Origin of the sequence: Pseudomonas sp. TH06 (genome assembly GCF_016651305.1) — a bacterium.
Classification (GTDB): domain Bacteria; phylum Pseudomonadota; class Gammaproteobacteria; order Pseudomonadales; family Pseudomonadaceae; genus Aquipseudomonas.
Genome location: NZ_JAEKEC010000001.1, coordinates 4,970,073 through 4,987,900 on the forward strand (window position 1 = coordinate 4,970,073; position 17,828 = coordinate 4,987,900).

18 protein-coding genes are annotated in these 17,828 nt (G+C 60.9%); 3 read left to right on the plus strand and 15 right to left on the minus strand.

The window, feature by feature from the left end:
* Positions 1-248: 248 nt before the first annotated feature.
* Together ccoN and JFT86_RS22060 are read left to right on the plus strand one after the other, a co-directional pair.
* On the plus strand, positions 249-1,676 hold the full coding sequence (gene ccoN, locus JFT86_RS22055) for a cytochrome-c oxidase, cbb3-type subunit I (protein WP_201238319.1): 1,428 nt from the start codon (positions 249-251) through the stop codon (positions 1,674-1,676).
* 18 nt (positions 1,677-1,694) lie between these two features.
* Positions 1,695-1,913, plus strand: a complete 219-nt coding sequence (locus JFT86_RS22060; RefSeq protein ID WP_201238320.1) for a cbb3-type cytochrome c oxidase subunit 3 — start codon at positions 1,695-1,697, stop codon at positions 1,911-1,913.
* Positions 1,914-2,015: 102 nt separating this feature from the next.
* Here the strand turns inward: JFT86_RS22060 and JFT86_RS22065 are convergent, their stop codons facing one another.
* On the minus strand, positions 2,016-2,507 hold the full coding sequence (locus tag JFT86_RS22065) for a hypothetical protein (protein ID WP_201238321.1): 492 nt from the start codon (positions 2,505-2,507) through the stop codon (positions 2,016-2,018).
* A gap of 192 nt (positions 2,508-2,699) precedes the next feature.
* Between JFT86_RS22065 and JFT86_RS22070 the strand changes: the two genes are divergently transcribed.
* Positions 2,700-3,392, plus strand: coding sequence for an aspartate/glutamate racemase family protein (locus JFT86_RS22070; protein WP_201238322.1), 693 nt, complete (start codon positions 2,700-2,702; stop codon positions 3,390-3,392).
* 1 nt (position 3,393) lies between these two features.
* Here the strand turns inward: JFT86_RS22070 and JFT86_RS22075 are convergent, their stop codons facing one another.
* From JFT86_RS22075 to JFT86_RS22140, 14 genes are all read right to left on the minus strand, one after another.
* A complete protein-coding gene (locus JFT86_RS22075) occupies positions 3,394-3,912 on the minus strand; it encodes a GNAT family N-acetyltransferase (protein WP_201238323.1) in 519 nt (172 codons plus the stop codon).
* 177 nt (positions 3,913-4,089) lie between these two features.
* Complete coding sequence (locus JFT86_RS22080; RefSeq protein WP_201238324.1) at positions 4,090-5,070, minus strand: LysR family transcriptional regulator; 981 nt, start codon at positions 5,068-5,070, stop codon at positions 4,090-4,092.
* 148 nt (positions 5,071-5,218) lie between these two features.
* The gene (locus JFT86_RS22085; protein ID WP_201238325.1) at positions 5,219-6,160 is read right to left on the minus strand and encodes a peptidylprolyl isomerase; all 942 of its coding nucleotides are present in this window, start codon (positions 6,158-6,160) and stop codon (positions 5,219-5,221) included.
* On the minus strand, positions 6,157-6,627 hold the full coding sequence (locus tag JFT86_RS22090; RefSeq protein ID WP_201238326.1) for a YbjN domain-containing protein: 471 nt from the start codon (positions 6,625-6,627) through the stop codon (positions 6,157-6,159). Before JFT86_RS22090 ends, JFT86_RS22085 begins: the two co-directional genes overlap by 4 nt.
* A gap of 43 nt (positions 6,628-6,670) precedes the next feature.
* Positions 6,671-7,300 (minus strand): DNA repair protein, encoded by a 630-nt coding sequence (locus JFT86_RS22095; protein ID WP_201238327.1) that lies wholly within the window; start codon positions 7,298-7,300, stop codon positions 6,671-6,673.
* Between the two features lie 17 nt (positions 7,301-7,317).
* The gene (locus tag JFT86_RS22100; protein ID WP_201238328.1) at positions 7,318-9,018 is read right to left on the minus strand and encodes a putative porin; all 1,701 of its coding nucleotides are present in this window, start codon (positions 9,016-9,018) and stop codon (positions 7,318-7,320) included.
* 39 nt (positions 9,019-9,057) lie between these two features.
* Positions 9,058-9,762 carry an energy transducer TonB gene (locus tag JFT86_RS22105; protein WP_201238329.1) on the minus strand — a complete coding sequence of 235 codons (705 nt, stop codon included), beginning with the start codon at positions 9,760-9,762 and terminating at the stop codon, positions 9,058-9,060.
* 3 nt (positions 9,763-9,765) lie between these two features.
* A complete protein-coding gene (locus JFT86_RS22110) occupies positions 9,766-10,191 on the minus strand; it encodes a biopolymer transporter ExbD (protein ID WP_007915482.1) in 426 nt (141 codons plus the stop codon).
* An 11-nt stretch (positions 10,192-10,202) separates the two neighbouring features.
* Positions 10,203-12,002, minus strand: a complete 1,800-nt coding sequence (locus tag JFT86_RS22115; protein WP_201238330.1) for a MotA/TolQ/ExbB proton channel family protein — start codon at positions 12,000-12,002, stop codon at positions 10,203-10,205.
* A gap of 14 nt (positions 12,003-12,016) precedes the next feature.
* Positions 12,017-13,615, minus strand: coding sequence for a ShlB/FhaC/HecB family hemolysin secretion/activation protein (locus JFT86_RS22120; protein WP_201238331.1), 1,599 nt, complete (start codon positions 13,613-13,615; stop codon positions 12,017-12,019).
* 56 nt (positions 13,616-13,671) lie between these two features.
* Entirely contained in the window at positions 13,672-14,007 is a 336-nt protein-coding gene (locus JFT86_RS29330) for a transposase (RefSeq protein WP_277951941.1), read from the minus strand.
* A 538-nt stretch (positions 14,008-14,545) separates the two neighbouring features.
* Entirely contained in the window at positions 14,546-15,754 is a 1,209-nt protein-coding gene (locus JFT86_RS22130) for a DSD1 family PLP-dependent enzyme (RefSeq protein ID WP_201238642.1), read from the minus strand.
* A 74-nt stretch (positions 15,755-15,828) separates the two neighbouring features.
* Positions 15,829-17,157, minus strand: a complete 1,329-nt coding sequence (locus JFT86_RS22135; RefSeq protein WP_201238643.1) for a D-arabinono-1,4-lactone oxidase — start codon at positions 17,155-17,157, stop codon at positions 15,829-15,831.
* A 76-nt stretch (positions 17,158-17,233) separates the two neighbouring features.
* Entirely contained in the window at positions 17,234-17,596 is a 363-nt protein-coding gene (locus JFT86_RS22140; protein ID WP_201238333.1) for a c-type cytochrome, read from the minus strand.
* Positions 17,597-17,828 lie beyond the last annotated feature (232 nt).

Below are 17,828 nucleotides of genomic sequence, written 5' to 3' on the forward strand. Positions count from 1 at the left end.
AATCGCGAGCAGGCTCACTCCTACAGATTTTGCGAGGACTATGGCACTACGGCGCAGCACGCAACAGATTCACCTGAAACGATAAAAACCATATCAGGGCGCGGCAGAACGCCGCAGGCAGCCCTCCAATCTGATCCGCACAAATGAATAATTCCTGAGCCTGTTTTGTTTCCGGTGGGGTTTCTACAGTGCAACCCATGCCAGACCGGGTGGCCTGGCAAGACTTTGCAACCGTGGATGAACTGACCATGAGCACAGCAACAATCGGACAGGCTTATAACTACAAGGTCGTCCGCCAATTCGTCATTGCGACTATTTTCTGGGGTGTCGTGGGTATGGCGATGGGTGTCTTTATCGCCTCGCAACTGGTATGGCCGGAGATGAATCTGGACTTGCCGTGGACCACCTTCGGCCGCTTGCGCCCGCTGCACACCAGCCTGGTGATTTTCGGTTTCGCCGGCAGCGCACAATTCGCCGCCAGTTACTACGCGGTGCAGCGCACCTGCCAGGTGCGGCTGTATTCGGACAAACTCGCCGCGTTCACTTTCTGGGGCTGGCAATCGGTGATCGTGATCATGCTGATCACCCTGCCGCTGGGCTACACCACCACCAAGGAATACGCCGAGATCGAATTCTCCGGTGCCGTGTGGATGGCCGTGGTCTGGGTCGCCTACGCCGTGGTGTTTTTCACCACCGTGGTGCAGCGCAAGACCAAACACATCTACGTCGGTAACTGGTTCTTCGGCGCGTTCATTCTGGTGATCGCCATGCTGCACGTGGTCAATCACCTGTCGATTCCGGTGGACTGGTTCAAGTCGTACCCGGTGTATTCCGGCGCCACTGACGCCATGGTGCAGTGGTGGTACGGGCACAACGCCGTAGGCTTCTTCCTGACCACCGGGTTCCTCGGGATGATGTATTACTTCGTGCCGAAACAGGTCAATCGCCCGGTGTATTCGTACCGGTTGTCGATCGTGCATTTCTGGGCACTGATCACCCTGTACATCTGGGCCGGCCCGCACCACCTGCACTACACCGCGCTGCCGGACTGGGCACAGTCGTTGGGCATGGCGATGTCACTGATCCTGCTGGCACCGAGCTGGGGCGGCATGATCAACGGCATGATGACCTTGTCGGGCGCCTGGCATAAGTTGCGCACCGACCCGATTCTGCGCTTCCTCGTGCTGTCGCTGGCGTTCTACGGCATGTCGACGTTTGAAGGTCCGATGATGGCGATCAAGACTGTCAACGCCCTCTCCCACTACACCGACTGGACCATCGGCCACGTCCACGCCGGCGCGCTCGGCTGGGTGGCGATGATCACCTTCGGCGCGACTTATCACATGGTGCCGAAAGTCTTTGGCCGCGAGCAGATGTACAGCACGCCGCTGATCAACCTGCACTTCTGGCTGGCAACCATCGGCACGGTGTTGTACATCGCCTCGATGTGGGTCAACGGCATCACCCAAGGCCTGATGTGGCGGGCGATCAACGAAGACGGCACGCTGACCTATTCGTTTGTCGAGGCGCTACAGGCCAGTCATCCGGGGTTCATCGTGCGCTTTGCCGGCGGGGTGTTCTTCCTCAGCGGCATGTTGCTGATGGCTTACAACGTATGGCGCACGGTGCGCGTCGCGGATGTGGCCATCGCCCACCGTGAAGCGCAGATCGCCTGAGACAGGGAGCAGGTCAATATGGATATATTCTTGAATATATTGGGGGTGGTGTTTCTGTGGCTGGCGGTGGAGTACTGCCTGCGGCGGGAGACGGCACAGAGTCTGGAGGATGCGAGCATGGTGCCGTTTGCCGATGATCCGGAGGTGGCGCGGCGGGTTGAGCTGGCCACGGGTAAAACCGTGAAAGCAGTGGCGCCAGAAGTCGCCAAAACCGGCTGGATCAACCTCGATATGTAGCGACAACTCATCTGTGTAGGAGCTGCCGCAGGCTGCGATCTTTTGATTTTGAGTCTGAAAACAAGATCAAGAGATCGCAGCCTGCGGCAGCTCCTACAGGGATCAGGTGCGGTCGCGGGGGATCAGGCTTTGTAGTTGCTGGGCGAGAAAATCCGCATCGAACACAAACGTATCGGGATCTTTCAGGCCATTGGTCTTGCGCCACTGCCACTCGCCGTCCGGCAACCCCACCAGCGAAATACTGCCGTAGCGCGCCGCCGTCAGGCCCATCACCGCCAGCGAAATCTGGCCCGCGCTGCCCATCACATCGGGCACGAATTCCACCGGTTTGCCGGCGATCACGATGCTCAGCTTTTCAGTCTTGAAGGTCGAAGTCTCCACCGGGGTGCTCGGGCCGAAAGCGACATACGCCTCGCGGCTCACTTCCAGCAGATTGGGGGTCTGCACTGGCTCCAGCCATTGCTGGATATGGCTGAACAGCTCGCTGATACGTGTTGCCCACGCCTGTGACTGGGTTTCGAACAATTGCTTCTTGTGCGCTTCACTCTCGGCATAGTGACGAAGCATTTCGCCCAGCTGTTGTACGTCGTTCATCGGTACGTTCCTCGGTGAGCCTGCGTTGCCCGATAGTGACAGATCGAAGCGCCGGCGTACGTTAAACCTCAGAAGCCGGCACCGGGACACTTTGCAAAAGGATCAACGGTACAGTTTGCTCGGCACTGGCATGCGCTCGTGAACAAATGGACACTCTGCCCAAGCCCAACCTTAATCACCAAGGGAAATCCAATGCGCACCATCGGCCTGATCGGCGGCATGAGCTGGGAGTCCAGCGCTGAATACTATCGCCTCATCAATCAACAGGTCCGTGATCGTCTCGGCCCATTGCGATCGGCACAACTGCTGATGTACAGCGTCGATTTCGGCCCGGTCGAACAGGCCCAGCACGCCGGACGCTGGGACGACGCAGCGGCGATTCTGGTGGATGCCGCACGCAGGCTTGAGGCCGGTGGCGCCGAATGCGTGGTGCTGTGTACCAACACCATGCACAAGGTCGCCGAGCAGATTCAGGCAGCAATCAGCATTCCGTTCCTGCACATTACCGAGCCGGCGGCGCAGGCAGCGTTGGCGATTGATGCGCTTACGGTCGGGCTGCTCGGTACGGCGTTCACCATGGAACAGGACTTTCTCAAGCAGCGCCTGATTGCCCAGGGTTTGACGGTGTTGGTGCCAGATGATGCTGAACGCAAGGACGTGCACCGGATCATCTACGACGAACTTTGCGTAGGGGTGATCAACGAGGCATCGCGCAAGATTTACCAGCAGGTGATCGAGTCGCTGACGGCGCGTGGTGCCCAGGCGATCATCCTCGGCTGCACGGAAATCGGCATGCTGATCAAACCTGAACACAGTGCCCTGCCCCTGCTCGACACCACCGAACTGCATGCACGGTCGGCGGTGGCGTTCGCGCTGGGCGACTGAGTCAGGCTTTCGGACGGTTGCGCAGACGGGCCATGCTCAGGGCGTCGACCCATTGCCCGTCGCGCACGGCGTAATCGCGGAACAGGCCCTCGGTCTCGAAACCGAACTTGCGGTAGAGACCGATGGCCGCCTCGTTATCGGCGTACACCGACAGCTCGACACGGTGCAGATTCATCCAGTTGTCGGCGACGTCCAGTGCCGCTGCCAACAATGCCGAACCCACACCCTTGCCCTGCCACGCCACCGCAACGGCCATGCCGATGCTGCCGGCGTGGCTGCGGCGAATCCGCGAAAAGTTTTCCAGGCCCAGATTACCGATCACTCCACCCTGATGCAGCGCCACCAGCTGCACCACGCGCTCGTTGTCTGGCATCAGTCGCTTGCGCCAGATCTCGGTGGATTGAAACGGCATCTGCAACACCTGCCGGGTCACGGCCGGATCGTTGTACAGCGCAGTGATACCCTCGACGTGGGATTCGTTGAAGCGCTCGATATGAATGGCGGGGTTGTGCTCGGGCATGGCGGATCTGTCCGTGATCGATGTGTGGCCGACCACTCTAAACCGCTCTATCAAATACATACAAACTGTAGGAGCTGCCGAAGGCTGCGATCTTTTGATCTTGTATTTTAAAAATCAAAATCAACATCAAAAGATCGCAGCCTTCGGCAGCTCCTACAGGGGAATGGGGCATTGGGGTCAGTGCTGAAACCATTCCTGGCGTTCGTTGAAGGTGTGCTGGATGAGTTCCACCAGCGCCTGCACTTCGGCCAGCGCTTGCGACTCGGCATTCACCGCCAGCCACGCCTGCAACTGCATCGACTCCTCGAACAATCCCGGCAATGCCACCAAACCACGATCATAGCGGCTCATGTACATGGGCAGCAGGCCGATGCAAGCGCTGCAACGGATCATCTCCAGCATCAGCTCGTAGGACTGCATCTGCACCACCCCGGCCAGGCGTTGTTCAACGAGGTTGTTCCAAGGGCGGAAGCTGTCGATCTGCCGGTCGTGCTGCCATTGCACCAACATGAAATCGGCGAGGTCGTCAGGGTTCTCCGGACGCGCAGTTACGCGGGAGTAGCGTTTGGCGATGTGCGGCAGGTAGTCCAGTCGCGCAAGACGCTGCGGTTCGCTGGTGGCGAAGGTCGGGCCGGGATGCGCAGAGTCGCCGTGGGCCAGCCAGAGGACAATGTCGGCGCTGACCGCACGCAGGGACAATTCGCTGTCGAGAGCGATGATCTCCAGGCGCACACTGGCGTTGCGTCGCAGCAACGCGATCAGGTCACGGCCGAGAATGTCATGCAGGATCGATTCGGCGACGGCCAGACGGATCAGCGGCTGTTCGACCACCGGCAGTTTGCGCTCGTTGGCCAGGGCGACCAGTTTTGCCTGGAGTTGCTGACCTTCGCGGGTCAGGCTCAACGCGCTGCCCTGAAAGCTGAACAAGGTATGTTTCAGCTCCTGCTCCAGTTGCGCCAATTGCTTGCGCAACAAGGTCGAACGCACATTGAGACTGCGCGCAGCCTGCATGAAGCAGCCGCAGCGGGCGCTGACCAGAAAGTATTGCGCGACCTCGGCGTCGATCGTCGACGCTTGCGCCAGCCAGGGTTCGTTGTTGCCCTGCGGCCAGCGAAACTCGGCACTGCCCTGTCGTCCTGCGGGTTCGGTGAATGACATCGATGACTCCCTGTCGATCTTTGTATTTGTCTTAACGCAACTCCCCTGTAGGAGTGAGCCTGCTCGCGATAGCGGTGGGTCAGTTGACAATGACTAACCTGACCCACCGCTATCGCGAGCAGGCTCACTCCTTCAGGGGCAATGTGTGTCAGTTGCCCAGGACTTTGTTCAGTTCAGCGCCGTCGATGCTCAGCGTCGCGGTGTTGAGCATGCCGTCCAGATACGCCTGGGCAATCTGTTCCTGCCGCTGGGCACGCAAGGCCTGGGTCAATTGATCGCGCAATTCATCCAGCGTCGCCGTGCGCGCCGGTTGCTGCTCGGTGAGTTTGATCACATGAAACCCGGCCGCGCTTTGCACAGGGTCAGAGACTGCGCCAACCTTGAGCCGCGCCACCGCCCCGCGTACTTCCGGCACCAATTGCTGCAACGGTTGCAACCCCGTGTCACCGCCGCGTTCGGCGGTGGCGCGGTCCTGCGAGTACTGCGTCGCCAGCACGGCAAACTCCCCCGGTGCGGTCTGAGCTTTCTTGCTCAATTCGCCCGCCTGTTTACGCACTGCCTCAAGGTTCTGCGGCTCATTCACCCCGAGGAAAATCTGACTGACCCGATACAGCGCCGGTGTCTGCCAATTGGCCTTGCCGGCGTCATAGGCCTGCTGCAACTCGGCCGCGCTCGGATACTCGGCCGGCACTTGGCTGACCGAACGCAAATAATCGCGGAAGACAATCTGTTCGCTCGCCGCACGCATCTGCTGCGCGACATCCGGCCGCTGCGCCCAACCCTGGGCGTCGGCCTGCTCCAGCACCGCTTTCTCGGCCAGACGCGTACGAATCCAGCGCTCCAGCGCCTCACGATTACCGCGCAGCTGTTCGCGGGTTTCCGGCGGTACCGTCGCCAACAGCGCCTGCAATTCCGCAGGCGACACCTGCTGATTGCCCAACCGCGCCACCGCCGGCCCCGTAGCAACCGCCGCCACCGGCGACGATTGCTGGGCGGCGACCGGGTCATTGCCCGGTCGCACGGCCAACGCCACGGCCACCACCAACAGCGCCACCGCAGCGGCGCTGATCACCATGGCAGGTTTTTTCACAGCGCGACTTCCTCTTGCTCGGCGACGGCGACTTTCGCGGTTTGCGCCGCGCCGTTCTGAGTGAAATCACGCAGATAGACGATGAATTCCTGCAACAGACGATCCCACAGTTCCAGATTGCCGCGCAGGTGATCGTTGCTCACGCCCGCCGCGACCACCACGTCCATTTCCATCACCAGAAACTCGCCCTGCAACGACAACCGTGCGAAACGCCGAGTCGCGTTCCACTGCTCGGCCACACCTTGCGGCAACTCACCCTGCACGCGCAGCGCGCAACTGAAAGTGAAATCGACAAAGCTGCCCTGCTCCGCCGCCGGGTTGCCGAAACGCACGGCGTAGCCGATGCCCTGGCTGGCGCTGAGCAACTGGACGATGCCGTTCTGTTCGGTTTCGTTGACGCGATAACCGGCCGCTTGCAGGACTTCGGTCAGGGATTTTGGCGATACGTGGCTGATCAATTGAGTCATTGTTTCTTCCTTGTTTATCAGTCTTTCAATTCAGGCTTTTTAATCAATGCGGGAGCGCAGCTTGCGGCGCGTCGAATTGCGTCTTGTAAAGGTCGTCACCAAACCCCTGGGCCAGTTCATCGAACTTGACCCGGGCACTGCCCGCAAAGGGCTGGCGAATCTTCATCACCTCGGCCACATCGATGTTTTCGTAGGCGGTGAGGATCTGCTTGGCGACGCCGTACATCTGCTGATTCTTGACTGAACATTGCTGCACTTGTGTGTCACGTTCAGCCAATTGCGCTTGAAGCTTAGACCGTTCTGCCTCTTTGGCACGGGCCATGACGAGTAACTCGTCATAGGCCTTTTTGAACTTGCCGGTCTGTTCGGCGCTGGCCGCCACTTGCGCCTGCGCCTGGCTGTGCAGGCTTTGCTGCTGCCCGGCCAGTTGCTCGGCAACGCCTTTGGCCTTGGCCAGTTCCGCCGTCAATTGCTTGATTTGCGCCTGCGCAGCCTTGGCTTCGTTCTGCGCTGCCAGTTGCGCGGCGCTGGCCTGGGCCTGCTGACTTTGCAGGGCCTGCAACTGCTGAGTGGTGCTGCGCAACTGCGTGCGCAAGCGCTCTTCCATGCCTTCGGCACTTGCCCCTGTCGCGATCAACATTCCCAGCCCCAGCAACAACAATCGCGTGTTCATAACCCTCTCCCGGCGCCTTAGAAGCGCGTGTTGATCTCAAGCTGCAAGACGTCGATGTCGAACGGCGCGCCGTACACCGCTTCAGTGCTCATCCAGCGACCCGTCGCGTAAACGTTCTTCGCCAGACCGTAGTTGCCGCCGATGAAATAGCCCTTGGCATTGGTGCCGCCGAGGTGGAACGACGAGTCGTTGAAGCCGTCCGGCAAGGCATCTGGCTGGATGTACTTGTAGCCGGCGAACATGTTCCAGTCGCCCTGCTTCTTCAGATCGAGAGCGCTGCCAAGGGTGAACTGCACCATCCACGCATTGGCGCCGCTTTCGATGTCGCCATTGCTGTCGAGGTTGTTGACGATCTGCCCGGCCGAGCGCTTGCGCATGTCGCCTTCGTCGTAAGCGAGGTTGTGGATGTAGTTGCCCTGGCTGCGCAGCTTGAAGTCTTCCGGCAGGTCGGCGTCCCACACCACGTTCAAGTCCAGCAGGTTGAACTCGGAGGCGAGGCCGACAAATTGCGGCTGCGGCGTTGTGGTCGGGTTGAGCGGGTTCGGCGTGATGTCGCGCAGCAGGAACACGCTGTTGCCCTTCTGCATGAACGCCGCGCGGCTGCCGTCGCTGTCGCAGCCCGGTGCACCGGCCCACGGTTCGCAAGGGCTGGAGCGTTCGCCCTGGATGTCGTCGAAACGGTAGTAAGCCAACGCGCCTTTCAAGCGGTTGTTGCTGTTGATCGCCCACTTGGCGCCGACCTGCGCGCCGTACAGCCATTTGTTGTCGCTCTCTTCCTTGTCGAAGCCGTTGCTGCTCGCGGTGTCGTTGGTGTAATCCACCGGGAACGCGCCGACGGTGCCGAATACGCCCCAGTCGCGGCTGAGCTTGTGGTCGAAAATCGCCGCCACACCGTCGAAATTCAAGTCGTTGGAATAGAGCATGTCGGTGGACATGAACGGGTTGGCGAAGCGCCCACCGGTCAGGGTCAGTTCATCCGTAGGCTTCCAGTTCAGGTAACCCTGATCGAGCCAGATGTCCTTTTTGGCGAAGCCGCCACCGAGGCTTTGCGTAGTCGACACCGGGTTGTTGTCCGAGCCGGTGCCGATGCGGATGCCGGCGGTCCATTCCGGCGAGATCACCGCTTTCATGCCCAGACGTGCGCGTATGCGGAACTGGTTGGTGCGGTCTTCGCGGGTGTTGAGCAACGGCGGCAGGTTGGTGCTGCTGTTCGGGTTGACGTCGTACGGGCCGTTGTTGTTGAGCTTGGCGAAGTCGACGATTTCGTTGCTGTTACTGTCCGAGTAGTAACGCGATTCGTCACGCAGACGAATGTCGCCGTCGAAGCTGATGCGCGCAGCCCATTCGGGAAAGCTGTTGGGCGCGGCCCAGTTTTCCTGTTTGGCGGTGGCCATGACTTCGGCTTTGACCTGATCACGGATCTGGTCGCGCACGGCGGCCGGCACGTATTGCACCCGCACGTCACCCGGCGCGGCGACCGGTCCGGCAGCGACCACGGCACTGGACGCGGCGGCCTGCTTGGCCTGCGCCGCTTCGTTCTGCGCCTGAGCGATCAGCGCGTCAGCCTTGTCCTGTTTCAGAATGCCCTGCTCGACCAGCAAGCGGATCAGATTGATCGTGGCGTTCTCCGAGGGCGCAGGCGCTGCCACGGCCTGACCGACCAGGGTCGCAATGACCATGCCGACCGCCTGGGACAATCGATTCACGTTGGAAATCATCTGCACACAACTCCTTTTGGCAAAACTCTAAGAATTCGGTTAACCCGGACGCCGCCCTTGCAGGGACAGGCGCACAGGCAAAGTGATGGAGGCCGGTGGCCGTTCGCTCAGGGCCGGCGCACCGCGCAGCGCGGCCAACACTTGCGTATCAATCTCTGCGTTGCCACTGGACTTGATCAGCTCGACCCGGGTGATCTCGCCGACGCTGCTCAGCCAGACATCGGTCTGCAGCGAAAACGCGAGGTTGCGCAGGTCAGGGTTCTCGCGCAGCAGCTTCTGGAAGGTAAACGCGAGGAACTGGCTGTAAGTCCCGGTGCCCAGTCGCCCGCCCCCGGTGCCGGCCATGCCGCCGCCCTTGCCCGCGCCGATGTTGAAAGCGTCGTTGCCGGACTGCGCATCGCCGTCCATTTGCATAGGATTGGCCAGGTCGTCCGCCGGCGATGGCGGCGCCTCTTCCTCAGGCTTGACCTCTTCGGGCTCCGGCGTGGGCTCAGGCTCGACGACTTTTTCTTCCACCGGGGTTTCCGGCTCCGGCGGTTTCTCCGGCGGCGGTGGTGGCGGTGGCGGCAACGGAATGATCGTCGGCACCTTCGGCGCTTCGCGGCGGACGCCACTCATGTCGTTGGCCCACTGCCACAGAAACCACGCGGCCAGTGCGCCGATGAGCAATCCGGCGCCCCACTTGGCATACCGCAGCAGCGGACTTTTCACCGGCAGCGGCTCGATCGGGAGTTGTGCAGTCATGACTCAGCCCTGACTCGGTTTGCCGGTCACCAGACCGACCTGGGACAGTTCGAGCCGGCGCAACAGATCCAGCACTTCGATGACTTTCTGGTACTGCACCGTCGCGTCGCCACGCACGATCACCGGGAAATCCGGGCTCTGCGCCTTCTCGATGCGCAGGCGTTCTTCCAGCTCGGCCAACGTCACCGGGTAGGCATCGAGGAACACCTGACCGCCGTCGTTGACCGAGATCGCCTTGGTCTTGGCCTCGGACAACGACACCGAAGCACTGGCCTTGGGCAGGTTGATCTGAATCCCCGAGACCTGTGCGGTGGCGGTGAGGATGAACATCACCAGCACCACCATCAGCACGTCGACCAATGGGGTGATGTTGATGCTGTCCACTGCTGCATCTTCGTCATCGTCGTGGGAGGCATTTACGGACGCCATGTCAGTGCTCCTCAGGCCGGTACGGAGTGGTTGGCGTGATTGCCGCGCTGATGCGCCGACTCACTGAACTGGCTCTCGCCGTGCATCTCCGCCAGACGGGTGATGAACTCGTCGACGAACACGCGCATGTCGGCGCTGACTTCCTTGTTGCGAGTGATCAGGCGGTTGTAGCCAAACAGCGCCGGGATCGCGACGAACAGGCCCATGGCAGTGGCGAGCAAGGCGGCGGCCATGCCCGGCGCGATGGCATTGATATTCACGTCACCGGCCATCGCCGTGCCGAGGAACACCACCATGATCCCCATGACGGTGCCGAGCAGGCCGATGTACGGGCCGCCGGCGATGGCGTTGGACAGGGTCGAGAGTTTCGAACTCAGTTGCTGGTTTTCACGGGTGCGCACACCGTCCATTGAGCAACGGATCGCTTCGATGGTTGCCGCTGACACCGACGAGGTATCAGCGCCCTGCTCACGACGGGTGCGGATCTCTTTCACCGCTACCAGATAGAGGCGCCACAGCGGCGAATGCTGCAAACGCTGGGCGAGTTGCGCGTCGTCGGCGAACATCTCCAGACGCGTGCCGACTTTGGCGAACTGCACGCGGAAGTCTTCGTTGGCCTTACTGACGCGGCCTAGGGTGCGGTTCTTGCGCAGCATGATGATCCACGACTGGAACATCATCAGCACCAGCACGGCAATGATCACCCAAGCGTCGATGGGTACGGCGTTGAGCAGGAAGCCGAGACTGCCGAAACCGAAACCGGATTGTTCTTCATCGACGCCGTAAGCAACCAGTTTCGACTCGGCGCCTTGCGAAGTGGCATCGGCCAGCAACAGCGGCGCCGGACGGGCGACTTTCGACAGGCGCAGTTCGTCGATGGCACCTACGAACGGTTGATAAGGGCTTTCGTGCAGGTCAGCACCGATGGCCATGACCGAATTGAACGCCGGCATCGCCTGGGCGAGTGTCGCGCCTTCACGGCCGTTGATGTACAGGGTGACTTTGGCCCCTTCAGCGGTCAGTGCAACGTGTTGCCATTGGCCGGGATTCAGTGCCTGGGTGGCGACGGCGCGTTGGCCGTCGATTTCCACAAACGGCACGCCCTGATTGACGCCGACCAGCAGGCTATTGGCGCCCTCACGACGGGCCAGAATCAGTTGCTCGCCAGTGGCCTGATCCAGGCGCAACCAGGCACTGAAGGTAAACGCACTGCCGGCGTTGTGTTGCAACGACGGACTGGCCGGCAGCAACAACGGCTGACCGCTGAACTGCAAGGCCCGCCCTACTACACCGTCAATCGCCGCGCCGGTCGCACTTTGCGCGGTGTTGCCGTAGGCCGTGGTGTCTTTGGCCGGGGTGCCGGTGGCGCCGTCGAAGTGATACAGCGCGGTGTAATTTGGATCGAAGGTCAGTTGACCGTTGCCGGTCGCCGGCGCCTTCTGATTGCCGTAATACATCCAGATGTCCTGGCGCTGGCCGCCCTCGACATTCGGCACATCGACCCAGATCAGCGCCATGCCCATCAGCGCGTCAAAACTCTCGATCTGGTGGTTGAGCACGGTTTTGTCGTCGGCAGCGACGAAGCGCAGATCCGCGCCGTCCTCTTTCACACCATCAAAGGTGAAGTTGCCGGTGTGCAGGCGCACCAGCAACGCGGTGCGGCCCAGTGCCTGATTGATCCCGGCGCCTTGCGGCGTGGTGTCGACGGCGATCTGTTTGCGGTAATGCCAGTCGTCCTGCCACCAGGCCTGAGCCGTGGCCGGGAGCACGAAGCCCAGGCAGATCAACAACGAAAGGAAGAGGCGCTGCATGAACGTGCTCCTTGTCAGAAAGTGGCTTGAAGGTTGAAGTGCAGGCGCGATTCCTGTTTCGAGGTGTTCGGCCCTTCGAGTAGCGGGTAGCCCCAGTCGAGGCTGCCGGACAGCCATTTGCTCAGGCTGGCGCGGGTGCCGAGGCCGACGCTGGCCAGGGCGTAATTGGCGTCCTGGTCCGGCAGCTCATCGCGCAGATAAAGCTGTGCGCCTTCGGCAAAGGCGTAGAAGCGCCAGTCCTGCATCCACGTGCCGGCATATTTGGCCAGCGACGGCGTGCGCACTTCCTGGCTGAGCAGCAAACCGTCATCGCCGGTGCGCTCGGCCGCCAGATAGCCGCGTACCGAGGTGGCACCGCCGGCAGAGAATTGTTCGTTGGAAACCAGTGGCCCGGACGCTAACTGGAACGCGGCTTTGCTCGCGCTTTGCCAGTCGCTGTCAAAGGTCCAGGTGTAATTGGTATCGCCCTTGAGCACGGCGAAACTCGGTTTGGCGCGGTAGCGTTTGTAGTCGAAGTCTTCGTCGGAACTGCCGTAGCCAAAGATGCTGCGGGTAGCCGCGACCAGGCTCAGGCCGAGGCCGAGCTGGCTCTTATCGCTGTAGCGATAGCCGTTGTAGGCGAAGGTGAACGGCGCGTATTGCAACGGCACCTTGTCGCTATCGCCGGACAGGGTCAGGCGTTCGTCGAAATCCTTGAAATCGATGCCGGCCGACAGCGAATTCGACCAGTTGCCACTGGAGGGCAGCGTGTAGATCGCCGACACCCCGTAGGAATGGCCTTTACCGAGCACATTGCTGCCGCCGATGGTGGCGACGTTGCTGTCGGACTGATAACCGGAGAACTGCACGCTCCAGCGATCGGTCAGCGGCGCGGTGTAGGAGCCCGACCAGACCTTGGCGTTGTCGGTGTCCTGCGGCGCAGTGAAGTAAGTCAGGTTGATGCTGTGGCCAAGTTGCCAGAGGTTGTTGTAACCAAGGCTGGTGACGGTGCGCAGCTTTTCAGTGTCGGCGCTGTAGTCGTTGTTGAGGCCGACGCTGGCGGTCCACGGATTCTGGTCTTCGACCTGCAGATCGACGTCCATGGTGCCGGGGCGCTGACCTTCGTGCACCAGCGGCATGACCTGTCGGCCCGGGGTTTTGTTGAGTTGCGCCAGTTCACCCTGAACCTTGGCGAAGTCCGGCACCTCGCCTTCCTTCAGCGCTGGAACGTCGTTGCGGATGTCCAGTGGCGAATAGTGTTTGGCGCCGACCACGCGGACCCGGCCGACCTTGGTTTCGCTGACTTGCAGATAGACGATGCCATCCGCCACAGCCTGCTCCGGCAGCTCGACGAACACCGATTGATAGCCGCGTTCCTGATAAGCCTTCTGCAAGGCATCTCGCGCGCCCTCGATATCGGTGAGGGCTTTTTGCGGGCCGAGAAACGGGTACACCGCTTCTTCAATCGCCCGCGCATCGAGCACGGTATTGCCGCGCACGAAGTATTCGTTGACGTCGACCAGACGCTGCGCCGTGGCCGTTTGCGCGGCCTCTTCGGCCAATGCCGGCTGCGCGCCCGCCGTCACCAGCAGCCAGCCCCACAGCGCCAGCCGTGACTTGAAAATCGGTTCCACACTACCCCCTGAATTCGCGATGACCTGTTGGCGTTTTGAACGCCGCGTGTATGGCGTCAATTGCTGGCTGTCGAGGCACAGGCGTGCTTGCCGAGCCAGGTGTGCAGCAGCGCGAAGTTCAACGAGAACTCGGGCATTTGCAGCAAGGCACCGCAGAACACTTCGCCAATGATTTTCTGAATGAGTTGCACCGCCTGCGGGTTGTTGAGCAGCGTGGCGATGTCGCGACTGAGGACGTTGAAGCTCCAGACTTTCTGGTTCAGACCGAGGCCGACGAACCAGCGGAACAGCAGGTTGTAATTGAGCTGTTCATACAGCTGCTGCTCGCTGGGCACCGAATACAGCAGTTGCAGCAGCAGGATGTGCATGACCGTTTGCGCGGGAATCAGCATGCCGGGTTCGGCATTGAGGTCGTGCAGGAGCTCGCGATGGGCGTCGAGCAAATCGTCGATCTGCGGACGCAACAGGACCAGCGAATGGCCCGGCGGAATGTAGCTGGAGACCTCTTTCAAGGCGCCCTGCCAGTCATCCTGCGAGACGATCCAGACCCACGGCGCGCCGTAGCGATACACCGAAACCGGCTTCTTGCGCGCGGCTTCGACGATCTTCGACAGGCGTTGATCGAGTTCCTGCATGCCCACTTTCGAGTAGCGTTCCATAGTCCCCATTGCCTCACTCCCGGCGTCCCGCCTCGGCTTGTGAAAAGCGCCCCGTTGGGCCCCTCAAGCGCGTTACATAGGCATGACCGGACTGGCGATGTGCTACCGAACTTTTGTCATAAAAGCTTCATTACAGCGTGTGGGTGTACACACATCCAATGTAGGAGTGAGCCTGCTCGCGATAGCGGTGTGTCAGCACAAGAAATGTCGGCTGACAGGACGCTATCGCGAGCAGGCTCACTCCTACAGGGGGATTTGTGGGGATTTTGGGTCAGGTATAGACAGGCCAGGTGTCGACGATCTTGCCGTTGCGCACGGCCAGCAGATCACCGAATTGCAGAAGCACTGCTTCGGTCTGCGTCGGGCGCAGAAAAACCTGGTCTTCGACTGTCAGGCCAACGGCACTGGAGCCGTTGACCATTTCCTGATTTGAACTGCGGCCGTAGACACTGTTGCTTTGTAATCCGGGCGGCGATTCGAACTCGGCCATCCAGTTGCCGCCGTAGATGAAATACGTCTGGCGCTGGTTCTGATCCCACCACGAGAACAGCTTCGACTTGTCATCCAGCGCCGGAATATTCACCGCGCCAGTGCTCTTCAACACCGGCGTGGCGATGTAGGCTGCCGGCACGTGCTCGACCAGCGACGGCAAGTCGTAGTGCGTCGGTTTGAGCATCGCCGTGCCCACGGACACTTCGCTGCTGAGCTTTTCGTTTTCATGGATGCGGTAACTCGGGCTGCCAGCGGTGTTCAGGCACAAGCCGTCGTGCCACAACGCCGGATACTGCTGGCGAGTGAAATCCACGCAGCGCTGATAAATAACCATGACTTTGGCGAACAGTTCTTCGGGCGAGCCAAGGATCCCCGGCACCCCCATGCCCACGAACGGGTCGTAGCCCATGAACCCGGCGAACTCCAGATGCTGTGGGTTGGCGCTGATCAATGCGAGCATCTGCCCCAGTACACTCACGTCACTGACACCGCCGCGATGCAGGCCGACGTCCAGCTCAATGTTGATGCGCAGCCGCGTGCCCAAACCCTGAGCCAGCGCAAGGTACTGCTGCAAACGTTCAGGACCGTCGAGCAGCCATTGCAGTTGCTTCGCCGGGTCAAATGGGCCTTTGTGATTCTGATAAAACAGTTCGGCCGAACGCACTGGCAGCGGTTTGCCGAGCAGGATGTCCGACTGCGGGAACGTCAGCGCATCGTGATTGAGAAACGGCTGATGAAACGACATCAGGCGCTGTGTCCCGGCGCGCTGGCCGATGTAGCTCAACAGGCCCGGTGCTGGCAGGGATTTTTCCACCAGCCGCAGTTGCTTGCCGCCGCGCTTGACCGATTGCATCACCACATCAATGTTGTGATCTAGACGATCCAGATCAATCAACAGCACCGGGCGCATCGGGCCTTTTTCCTTCAGCTCTTTATTCAGCGCCCGGAAATAGTCGCTGTAAGGCCCGCCACGATCCCCCGGCCGCAGCCACGCACCCACCCCCACCAGCAGCGCTCCGGCACCCAGCGTGCCAAGCAGAAAATTACGTCGATTGACCGCCATCAGCTCACCCCCAGAATTGACGACAGATGCGCATTGAGAAACTTGCCGCTGGGATCGAGCGCCTGGCGCACCTCGACAAACTCACGCCAGCGCGGATACAGCGGTTGCAAGGTTCGCGCATTCAGGGTGTGCAACTTGCCCCAGTGTGGCCGGCCGTTGTACTTCCAGAAGATCGGTTCGACGGCAGCGAAGAAGTTGTGATGGTCCATCTGGTAATGCTGGTGCACCGAGATCGAACAGCTGTCGCGGCCCTCGAACATGCTCAACGGAATGTCATCGGCCTTGACGTAGCGGTACTCGATGGGAAACCAGGTGCGCAGATCCTTGTCCTGAATCAGCTTGAGAATTTCGCGCAGGCACGCCGGGCCGTATTCGGCGGGCACCGAGTACTCCATCTCGTTGAAACGCACCGTGCGCACGTTGGCGTAGATGTCGAACGAGTCGCCCACACGGTCATCGAAACTCGCCAGATGGCGCAGGCTGTTGAGCATCGTCCGGCGCAGGTCGGGGAAGTCGCTGCCGTACTTGTCGATCTTCTCGATCAGCGTGACGAACTCGTTGCCGCCCTCCTCTTCGGGCGGGATCGGCGGTGTGGCCGGTTCGTCGGTTTCGTTGAGGGCGATGGACAAGGCGTAGTCGGAATGGGTGACGACGAGCATTTCCCAGTGCTGGTTTTCACGGGTGTTCTTGTCGAGGTCTTCCAGCAGTTCCTCGGTCTTGGCGATCCATTGGCGTTCGCGCAGACGATAGGCCGGGCGGTTTTGCAGGCGGATTTTTGTCGCCACGCCGAGGGCTCCAAGGGACACGCGGGCCGCGTTGAACACCTCGGGATGGCGCTGGCTGTCGCAGTCGAGCACATCGCCGCTGGCGGTCACCAGTTGCATGCCGCAGACGTGCGCGGAATAGGACTGGAAGTTTTTCCCGGTGCCGTGGGTCGAGGTCGAAATCGCCCCGGCAAGGGTCTGGTAATCGATGTCGGCCATGTTTTGCAGGGCCTGACCGATGTCTTTCAGTGGAGACCCCATGCGTGACATTGGCGTGCCTGCGGCGAATTCGGCTTGCAGGGTTTTCGCATCGTGATCGAGCAGACCGTTGAAGTAACTCAGCGACAGCAACGTGCCGTCGGTGGGCACCAACGCGCTGAATGAATGCGCCGAGCCGACCGGACGGATCTTGCCTTGCGCCTGCCTGATGACGGTCGTCAGCTCATCGAGATTCTTCGGCGCCAGCCGCGCTGCCGGCAGGCAACTTTGCCCGCCCGACCAGTTGCGCCACGGAATCAAGCGTGGCGCGCGGAGCAATTGGCCCAACGCCGGGTTGCTGGCCAACGCGCTGAACGCGCCGACGATACTTGCCCGTTGCAACAACTGCCGCCGTGTCAAATCCATGGTCATGCGCGCACCCTTATTGTGGGAGAGGCTGGTCGGCCATAAAGCCGATCAATTGCAGGAATTGCTCTTCCGAGCACTCGACGCACTGGCCCATCGGCGGCATGCCGTTGTAGCCATTGATCGCATGGTCAAGCAGCGTGTCGGCGCCCTGCTGGATGCGCGGCGCCCAGGCCTTACGGTCACCGGTAAGTGGCGCATTGGCGGCAGGGTTGGCATGGCAGAGCTGGCAACTGTTGGCGTAGATCTGCGCCAGTGCCGGGTCTTTGGGCAAGGCATTGCCGGCGATGCTGGAAGTGGTCGTCGGTCTGGCGTCATCGCCGCAGCCGGCCAGTGCGATGGCCAGAGTCAGCAATGCGATGAATCGGATTGAACGCATAACGCCCCTCGCGTGGGATGCCGCTTATTGTTGTGAGCACACCTTAAGACAGCGGCAGGCAACGGTTGAGGGCATTGCGGGACAGCGAGGGGGGCAAACGGGGCCAGCCAATGTTTCGGGCGTGCCCCCTGTAGGAGCTGCCGAAGGCTGCGATCTTTTGACTTTGATTTTAAAAACAAGATCAAAGGATCGCAGCCTTCGGCAGCTCCTACAGGGATTTCGGTGCGGCCAG